This is a genomic window from Nonomuraea rhizosphaerae (assembly GCF_019396405.1).
Lineage (GTDB): Bacteria > Actinomycetota > Actinomycetes > Streptosporangiales > Streptosporangiaceae > Nonomuraea > Nonomuraea rhizosphaerae.
On the sequence record NZ_JAHKRL010000063.1, the window covers coordinates 1 to 8,060 of the forward strand.

The 8,060-nt window shown below is 70.8% G+C and carries 8 protein-coding genes and 1 pseudogene; 1 reads left to right on the plus strand and 8 read right to left on the minus strand.

The window, feature by feature from the left end; translation table 11 throughout:
• Nucleotides 1-208 (plus strand): annotated as a pseudogene (locus tag KME77_RS02965) (ATP-grasp domain-containing protein); the annotation flags it as partial.
• 12 nt (nt 209-220) lie between these two features.
• Here KME77_RS02965 and KME77_RS02970 read toward each other — a convergent pair.
• The 8 genes from KME77_RS02970 to KME77_RS03005 form a co-directional block, all read right to left on the minus strand.
• On the minus strand, nt 221-967 hold the full coding sequence (locus tag KME77_RS02970) for an SDR family oxidoreductase (RefSeq protein ID WP_219461622.1): 747 nt from the start codon (nt 965-967) through the stop codon (nt 221-223).
• Between the two features lie 46 nt (nt 968-1,013).
• On the minus strand, nt 1,014-2,219 hold the full coding sequence (locus KME77_RS02975; protein WP_219461623.1) for an ATP-grasp domain-containing protein: 1,206 nt from the start codon (nt 2,217-2,219) through the stop codon (nt 1,014-1,016).
• 32 nt (nt 2,220-2,251) lie between these two features.
• Nucleotides 2,252-3,547, minus strand: a complete 1,296-nt coding sequence (locus KME77_RS02980) for a DUF2252 domain-containing protein (RefSeq protein WP_219461625.1) — start codon at nt 3,545-3,547, stop codon at nt 2,252-2,254.
• 98 nt (nt 3,548-3,645) lie between these two features.
• The gene (locus KME77_RS02985; RefSeq protein WP_219461628.1) at nt 3,646-4,620 is read right to left on the minus strand and encodes a hypothetical protein; all 975 of its coding nucleotides are present in this window, start codon (nt 4,618-4,620) and stop codon (nt 3,646-3,648) included.
• Nucleotides 4,617-5,111 carry a PadR family transcriptional regulator gene (locus KME77_RS02990; protein ID WP_308250518.1) on the minus strand — a complete coding sequence of 165 codons (495 nt, stop codon included), beginning with the start codon at nt 5,109-5,111 and terminating at the stop codon, nt 4,617-4,619. Before KME77_RS02990 ends, KME77_RS02985 begins: the two co-directional genes overlap by 4 nt.
• 32 nt (nt 5,112-5,143) lie before the next feature.
• Nucleotides 5,144-5,917 carry an SDR family oxidoreductase gene (locus KME77_RS02995; protein ID WP_219461632.1) on the minus strand — a complete coding sequence of 258 codons (774 nt, stop codon included), beginning with the start codon at nt 5,915-5,917 and terminating at the stop codon, nt 5,144-5,146.
• 30 nt (nt 5,918-5,947) lie between these two features.
• On the minus strand, nt 5,948-7,111 hold the full coding sequence (locus KME77_RS03000) for an acyl-CoA dehydrogenase family protein (protein ID WP_372451121.1): 1,164 nt from the start codon (nt 7,109-7,111) through the stop codon (nt 5,948-5,950).
• Between the two features lie 38 nt (nt 7,112-7,149).
• On the minus strand, nt 7,150-7,764 hold the full coding sequence (locus KME77_RS03005; RefSeq protein ID WP_219461636.1) for a flavin reductase family protein: 615 nt from the start codon (nt 7,762-7,764) through the stop codon (nt 7,150-7,152).
• Nucleotides 7,765-8,060: the final 296 nt, after the last annotated feature.

Genomic DNA, 8,060 nt, shown 5'->3' on the forward strand with positions numbered 1-8,060 from the left:
GGACCAGGTCGAACTCGCGGAGAAGGTGCTTGCCGCCATCCCCCAGGCCCTTCTGTACGCCAGAGTCGACCTGGTCCGGCTCCCCGACGGCAGCCCGGCGGTCATCGAGCTGGAGCTGACGGAGCCGTACCTGTACTTGCGTTACGAGCCCCACGCCTTCGCGAATTTCGCCACCGCCCTGCGCGACCTGCTCCAGGACATGTCCTGACAGAAGCGTCGCTCAGCAGGAGATGCCGCCGTCGACCGGGATGACCGTGCCCGTGAGGTAGGCGCCCGCCCGCGAGGACAGGTAGATCGCCGCCCCCGCCATGTCGTCGGGCCGGCCGATCCGCCCCATCGGCACACTGGCCGCGACGGCCTCCCGGATCTGCGGGTCGTCCAGCGCGAACGCCATCATCTTGGACTCGAACGGCCCCGGCGCGATCGCGTTCACGGTGATGTGCTCGCCGGCCAGTTGCCTGGCCAGGTGCCGGGTCAGCATGTGCACCCCCGACTTGGCCGCCGAATAGGCGTAGTTCTCCAGCGTGGGCACGCGGATGCCGTCGATCGAGCCCACGTTGATCACCCGCGCCGGGTCCTCCTGGCTTGCCGCCTGCCTGAGCTGCGGCAGGAACCGCTGCGTCACGTAGAAGACGCCCTTGACGTTGATGTTCCAGAGCTTGTCGAAGGCGTGCTCCGGGTACTCCTCCAGCGGCGCGCCCCAGGTGGCGCCCGCGTTGTTCACCAAGACGTGCAGCGGCCCGTCCACCGCCTCCACCAGCGCCCCCACGCCCTCCGGGGTGGACAGGTCGGCGGGCACCGCGACGCAGCCCAGCTCGGCGGCGGTCTTCTCCACCTCGGCGGCCTTGCGCGCGGAGATGTACACGGTCGCGCCCGCCTCCACGAAGCCGGTCGCGATCATGCGCCCTATGCCGCGGGAGCCGCCGGTGACCACGACGGTCTTGCCTTCCACCGAGAACAGAGTCATGTTCCGGAAGCATGCCATACCGACTGGTCGGTTACCAGGTCGCCGGTCAGCCTGAGGAGTCCTTCACCCACAGCCCGAGCAGCCCCCGGAAGTGCTCCACGAACCGGTCCCGCTCGTGCTCGGGGTACGTCGCCGTCACCGTGTCCACCAGCAGCCGGTCGAAGTCAGGCCCGGCCACCCACTCCAGCACGATCTCATCGAGATGCCGCATCCGGCTGTCGCAGAAGTCCTGGTAGCGCTCGACCTCGAAGTAGTCGTCGGCCAGCCGCCGGTACTTCGCCAGCCGCTCCTCGTAGGTTCCCTCGATCGCGAAGTACTCCCGCGTGTCCAGGTCGAGCCGCGGCCGCCGCCCCGTCCCCACGCAGAACACGCTCCACCGCACCAGCGCCTTGATCGCCCACGGGAAGTAGTAGTGCAGGCTGGTCAGCGCCACGTCGGGGCAGGCGTTGGCGTAGTCGATCGGATGGACGTCCGAGCCCTTCACGAGGGTCTCGCACGAGTTGAACTCCCACCGGAAGAACGCGTTCACCAGCCGTCCGATCGTGACCACCTCCTCGCCCACGTCCGGGGCGAGGAACTCGTGGTCGACGACGTACCGCGCGTGCATCGGCTCCTCGGGCCGGAACCGCATCACCATCGTCTCGGCCCCGATCGACAGCGAGCGGGCGAACGCGTCGTACCCCTGGATCGCCTTCTGCAGGTGCATGAGCATCTCGCCGCTGGCGTCGTAGGCCCGGTGCAGTTCCTCCGGGTCGCGCACCATCGACACCCCGCGCCAGGCCCCGCCGTCGTACGGCTTCATGAACAGCGGGTACCCGATCCCCTCCGCGACCGCGTCCAGGTCGAACGAGCGGTTGTAGCGGGCGGCCGTGTAGGCGTACCGGGTGTTGTCCGGCGGATTCTTGTACGGCACCAGCACCGTCTCGGGCACCTTCAGCCCGAGCCGCATCATCGCGCAGTAGGCGGCGTGCTTCTCCATCGACTGGAAGGTGAACGGGCTGTTCAGCAGGTAGACGTCGTCCATCATCGCGACCTTCTTGAGCCACTCGCGAGGGTGGTAGTACCAGTACGCCAGCCGGTCGATCACCAGCTTGTGCCGGGGGCGGTCGCGCAGGTCGAACGGCTCGATGGTGATGCGCTCGACGTCGAACTCGCCGACCCCCTTGACCGGCCCCAGCTTGCGCAGCACGGTCTCGAACGCCGACGGCCAGTCCTCCTCCGTCCCCAGCAGCAGCCCGACCAGATGTCTCACGATGCTCCCTCCGCCCACGCGGCCTTCATCGGTCACACTCCTGGGAGGCGTCCGTTCCGGAAGAGGTCGACGAACAGTTGGTGATCCTTCCGTGCCTGTGCCCCGTAACGGTGCGCGAAATCCACCAACATCCCGATAAAACCGGCGCTGTCGCCGCCGATCACGGCGACGATCGCCTCCTCCGTCGAGAAGTCGACCAGGTCATGGCTGGACTCGTCGTCGGCCACCGAGTGCATGCGCGCCACCGCCCGCCCTAGGTCCTGCATGATCGAGTGCAGCTCCGCGGGCTCGTTGACGTCGTCCCAGTCCAGGTCGGCGGAGTACGGTGACACCTCCGCCACCAGTTGCCCCACCCCGTCCAGCGTCGTGTAGCCCAGCCACGGATCGGCGTAGGCCTGCAGCGCCCGCTGAGACTCCGCCGTGCGGTGCCCCTGGTGCAGGAAGTAGTCCCTGACCTTCTCGTCCGAGACGTGGCGGGCCACGGCCGGCACCTGGGCCTGCTTCATGTACAGGATGACGTCGTTCTCCAGCGCCTGGGACCTGCCCTCCAGCAGCAGGTTGTACGACGGCAGCCCCGCCGACCCGATCCCCACGCCCTTGCGCAGCGCCACGTCCTTGATCACGTGCTCGACCGGGTTCGACGGCGTGGGCAGGGTCGTCAGGTAGTCCTCGAACGCTGCCGTCACCACCGCCCGCGTCCCCTCGTCCACGGCCTCGCGCCCGTCCATGATCGCGAAGCGCCGGTCGTAGTCGTCGATCACCGTCTCCACGTCCAGCATCGCCACCCGCGTGCTCAGCCGAGCCGTCTGGAGCACCCGGTGCAGCACGCCGCTGGTGGTGTCGAGCGTGAGCGAGCCGATCGCGTCGTCCCCGCCGTGCGCGATGCCGCTCAGCTCGGTCAGGTACGCGCCGCCGAAGCCGCTCACCAGCGCGCTGATGGCCTCGTCCGACAGCGCCTTGGCGTACCCGATCAGCGCCACGCTGGCGGCGAACCGCTTGAGGTCCCAGACGTACGGGCCCACGTACGCCTCGTCGAAGTCGTTGACGTTGAAGACGAGGACGCCCGAGGCGTTCATGTAGGTGCCGAAGTTCTCGGCGTGCAGGTCACCGTGGATCCAGACGCGGCTGGTCGCCTCGTCCAGGTACGCGTCGTCGGCGAACTCGCCGGTCATGTCCGCGTAGAACAGGGACGCGCTGCCCCGGTAGAACGCGAACGGGGTCGCCGCCATTTTCCGGAACTTCCGGCGGAACGCCGCCGGGTCTCGCCTGATCGACTCGCCGAACTCCGCCATGAGGACGTCCAGCACGTGGTGAGAGCGTGTGCCCATGATTCGGACACTAAGTCGTCGCAGGTCCGCCGCCTACCCTGGACTTTCCCTGTCAGGGACGGTGATCGGGGACCTTACCGCGCGACCGTGCTCCCCGGTCACGTCACCGCGCGTCCTCGTCGCACGGCCGGCAGGTCGCGCAGGCCGGCCACCGCCATGACCGTCACCACCACGGCCAGCGCCGCGCACTGGACGACACCGGACACCCACACCTCCCGCGGCCCGAACGCCAGAGGGTCGCTGGTGAGCACCGGCAGGCGCGACAGCAACGTCAGCGTGCCGAGGATCGCCAGGGCGAGCCGCACGTACGACGGCGTGCGGCGGGCCGCCGCCACGACCGCCGCCACGACCAGCGCCACGGTGGCCGGCCCCATGAGGTCCACCCACAGCCACAGCGCCGGCGACGTCTGCCGGCCGGCCGCCAGCAGCGGCTGGACCAGGGCCCACAGCGACAGCCCGGCGGCCACCGGCGCGACGATCCACGGCCACGGCCGGCGCGGGGCCGGCGCCTCGCCGTGGAAGCCGAGGAGCAGGGCCGTCACCGGGACCACGACGTTCAGCACCGGGGAGGTGAGGTCCAGCAGCCCGAGCGGCCCGGCCGGGTTCAGCCGGATCGCCAGCTCGGCCAGCACCACCGCGCCGGCCGCGCACGCCAGTGGCTTGGCGAGCCGCGCCCGTCCGGCCGCCAGCGACACGTACGCCGCCACCCACAGCACCGCCGCCACCACACCGAACGGCCGCGTGCCGATGCCCGGCGCGACGGGGACGAGCGAGACGACGGTGAACGTGCCCGCCATGGCGTGGAACCCCAGCCCGCACAGCGCCACCAGCCGCACGGCCGCTCCCCAGGCGACGAAGCGGGGGCTCGCGCCCGCGCCGCCGAGCCGCACCCGCGTCGAGAGGGCGATCACGCTCGCGACCTCGCCCCAGCGCGGGTAGGGGTTCACGGCGTCGGGGACGTCGCCGGAGGACTCCAGGTAGGCGGCCACCATCTCCTCCTCCCGCTCGGCGCGGTAGGAGCTGGGGAGCACGCGCAGGACGGTGCGGTAACGCCGTTCGAGAAGCTCGTTCACCCGGTGCCTCCGGCAGGGACGGTCGAGGATCGGACAAGGAAGCCGAGAAGCCGGCCCACGCCCCCTGGGGCGGCCGGTTCGCGCAGCCCGGCGGGAGCGGTCTCCGGGGCGGTCAGCCCGGTGAAGGCAGTCTCCGGGCCGGTCAGGTCGCGCAGGCCGGTGGCGGTGTCGCGCCGGGTGGCCCGCTCCCGCAGGCGGTCGGTCGCCGCGCGGGCGTTGACCGCCAGCCGGGCCGCCTCCTCCTCCAGCGCCGCCGCCCCGGAGTCGGTCAGCCGGTAGTAGCGGCGCAGCCGCCCCTGGGCGACCTCCTCCCGGTCGAGCTCCACCAGGCCCTCCACCGCCAGCCGGTCGAGCACGCCGTACAGGGAGCCGATCTTGAGGCGCACCCGGCCACCGGACAGCCGGTCGACCTCCTGGACGATCCCATAGCCGTGGCGAGGCTCGTCCACCAGCGCCGTGAGCGCCAGGAACATGGGCTCCGTTATATTCACAGTCCCACTATATATTGGCACTCAGGATATCGTCAGGGATGTTGCGAGGAGACGGAGACCACCTCGCCGGTCATGTACGAGGAGTAGTCGCTGGCGAGGAAGACGATCACGTTCGCCACCTCCCAGGGCTCGGCCGAGCGCCCGAAGGCCTCCGCCGCCGCCAGCTCCGCCAGCAACTCCTCACTGGTGACCTTCGCCAGGAACGGGTGCACGGCGAGGGAGGGCGCCACCGCGTTGACCCGTACGCCGTGCTCGGCCGCCTCCAGCGCGACGCACCTGGTCAGCGCCATGACCCCGGCCTTGGCCGCCGCGTAGTGCGCCTGCCCGCGCTGCGCCCGCCAGCCGATCACCGAGGCGTTGTTCACGATGACGCCCGAGCCCTGGGCGATCATCTGCCTGAGCGCGGCCCGGGTGCAGCGCATGGTGCCGTTCAGGGTGACGTCGATGACGGAGTGCCACTGGTCGTCGGTCATCTCGGCCAGCGGCGCGGTGCCGCCGAGGCCGGCGTTGTTCACCACCACGTCCAGGCGGCCGTGCGCCTCGACCACCGCGTCGAACAACGCCAGCACCTGCGCCTCCGAGGTCACGTCGCACGGCACGGCCAGCGGCTTGACGCCGGTGAGCTCGGTCAGCGCGTCGGCCGCCGCGGAGAGGCGGCGTTCGTGGCGGTCGGAGACGACGATCGTGGCGCCCTCCTCGGCGCAGCGCTTGGCCGTCGCGTACCCGATCCCGGCCCCCGCCGCGGCCGTGACCAGCGTGACCTTCCCGTCGAGCAGTCCGTGCGCGCGGGGGTAGGACGGTGCCATCTCGCACTCCGATCAAGGGGGGTGGGGGGATCAGCGAGGGAGCCCCAGGGCGCGCTCGGCGATGATGTTGCGCTGGATCTCGCTGGAACCGGCATAGATCGTGTCCGCCCGGCTGAACAGGTACAGCCGCTGCAGATCATTCAACTCGCCGTCGTGGGCGACAAGTCCGGACTTGAGTTGTACGGCCTGCGCCAGCTCGCCCAGCCTGCGATGCCACTCCGACCAGTACAGCTTGCCCACGGCCGCCACCCGCCCCGAGTCCGGGCGCAGGGCGTTGAGCCGCATGATCTCCAGCTCCAGCCACGAGCGCACCAGCCGGTCCCGCAGCACCGGGTCGCCGGCCGCGCCCGTGCGTCTGGCGACCTCGATCACCCGCGCCAGCTCCCGCCGGAACCCGATCTGCTGCCCCAGCGTGAACACGCCCCGCTCGTACCCGAGCGTGGCCATCGCGACGCGCCAGCCGTCGCCGGGCTCGCCGAGCACGTTCCCGGCCGCGGTCCTGGCGCCGTCGAAGAACACCTCGTTGAACTCCGACGTCCCGGTCATCTGCGCGATCGGCCGCACCTCGACGCCGGGCTGGTCCATCGGCACCAGCAGGTACGACAGGCCGCGGTGCCGCTGGGAGCCGGCCTCCGTCCGGCACAGCGCGAAGCACCAGTCGGCCACGTGGGCGAGCGACGTCCACACCTTCTGGCCGGTGATCACCCACTCGTCGCCGGCCAGGTGCGCCTTCGTCCGGACGTTCGCCAGGTCGGAGCCCGCCTCCGGCTCGGAGTAGCCCTGGCACCACAGCTCGTCGCCGCGCTGGATCGGGGGCAGGAAGCGGGCCTTCTGCGCCTCGGTGCCGAACTCCAGGATCGTCGGCCCGACCAGTCCTTCGCCGATGAGGCCGACCCGGGCGGGGGCGTCGGCCAGGGCGTACTCCTCGTGGAAGGCCACCTGGTCGGCCAAGGAGGCGCCGCGGCCGCCGTACTTCTCGGGCCAGCCCAGGCAGGTCCAGCCCGCCTTGCCCAGGTGGCGTTCCCAGGCCAGGCGGATCTCGTGGCCCTCGTGCTCGCGCCCGGGGCCGCCGAGGCCGCGGGCGCCGGCGAAGGCTCCGGTGAGGTTCTCGGCCAGCCAGGCGCGGGCCTCTCCCCGCAGGCCCGCCACCGGGCTCGCAGACGGGCTCACGGGCGTGCTCGCGGTCGGGCTCACGGGCGTCGCCGTCGTGTCCTGCGACGGCGGCAGGCTCGTCACGCCGGGTCGGCGAAGCCGCCGTAGCCGCCGCGGAAGAACACCAGCGGCCCGCCGTCCGCGTGCGTGTCTAGGTGCAGCACCCGCGCGACCACGATCATGTGGTCGCCGGCCAGGTGCTCGGCCTCGACGGCGCAGTCGATCCAGGCCAGCGTGCCCTCCAGCACCGGGTTGCCGCCGGGGGAGCCCGTCCAGCGCAGCCCGGCGAACTTGTCGCCGCCCCTGCCGGCCAGCTGGGCGCAGACGTGCTGCTGGTCCTCGGCCAGGACGTTCACGGTGATGACCTTCGCGCCGCGGACCCTGGGCCAGCTCGTGCTGGTGTGCGCCACGCAGAACGCCACGAGCGGCGGGTCGAGCGACACCGACGTGAAGGAGTTGGCGGCCAGGCCGCACGGCTCGTTGTTGACCGGGTCGAGTGCGGTGATCGCCACCACGCCGGTGGCGAACCTGCCCAGCACCGACCTGAACCTCCGGCTGTCGAGCCGGCCGTTGCCGCTCTCGGGGGAAGGGCCGTTCGGCATGGAGGCTCCGTTGAGAGTCCTGCGCGGGAACGGCGCCGGGGGGCCGCCACCACACCCGTCCGGCGCGATCAGCCGGGCAGCGTGTGTGCTCATGGTCTCCTCCTCGTCGCCACTTGCATCGTATCTTACCAAGCGCTTGCTTGGACGGTAGGCGCCGGACGGAAAAGCTGTCAAATGAGGGTGGTCACGGCACAGGCTGGTCCAAGTGGGACATAACCCACCGTTGACATAACTGGACGGTCGAGCCTAGCGTTCGAGAATGGTCAAGCGTTTGCTTGCATTCCGAGACCATACGGCCATAGCCGGAGTCGGCTACACGCCCTTCACGAAGGACTCGGGAGTCAGCACGCTGACCTTGGCCTGCCGTGCGATCATGGCGGGCCCCCGCC

Coding starts and splice junctions, on each gene's coding strand:
- KME77_RS02970 (WP_219461622.1), bottom strand. CDS start 967: ATGACTCTGTTCTCGGTGGAAGGCAAGACCGTCGTGGTCACCGGCGGC.
- KME77_RS02995 (WP_219461632.1), bottom strand. CDS start 5,917: ATGGCACCGTCCTACCCCCGCGCGCACGGACTGCTCGACGGGAAGGTC.
- KME77_RS02980 (WP_219461625.1), bottom strand. CDS start 3,547: ATGGGCACACGCTCTCACCACGTGCTGGACGTCCTCATGGCGGAGTTC.
- KME77_RS03005 (WP_219461636.1), bottom strand. CDS start 7,764: ATGAGCACACACGCTGCCCGGCTGATCGCGCCGGACGGGTGTGGTGGC.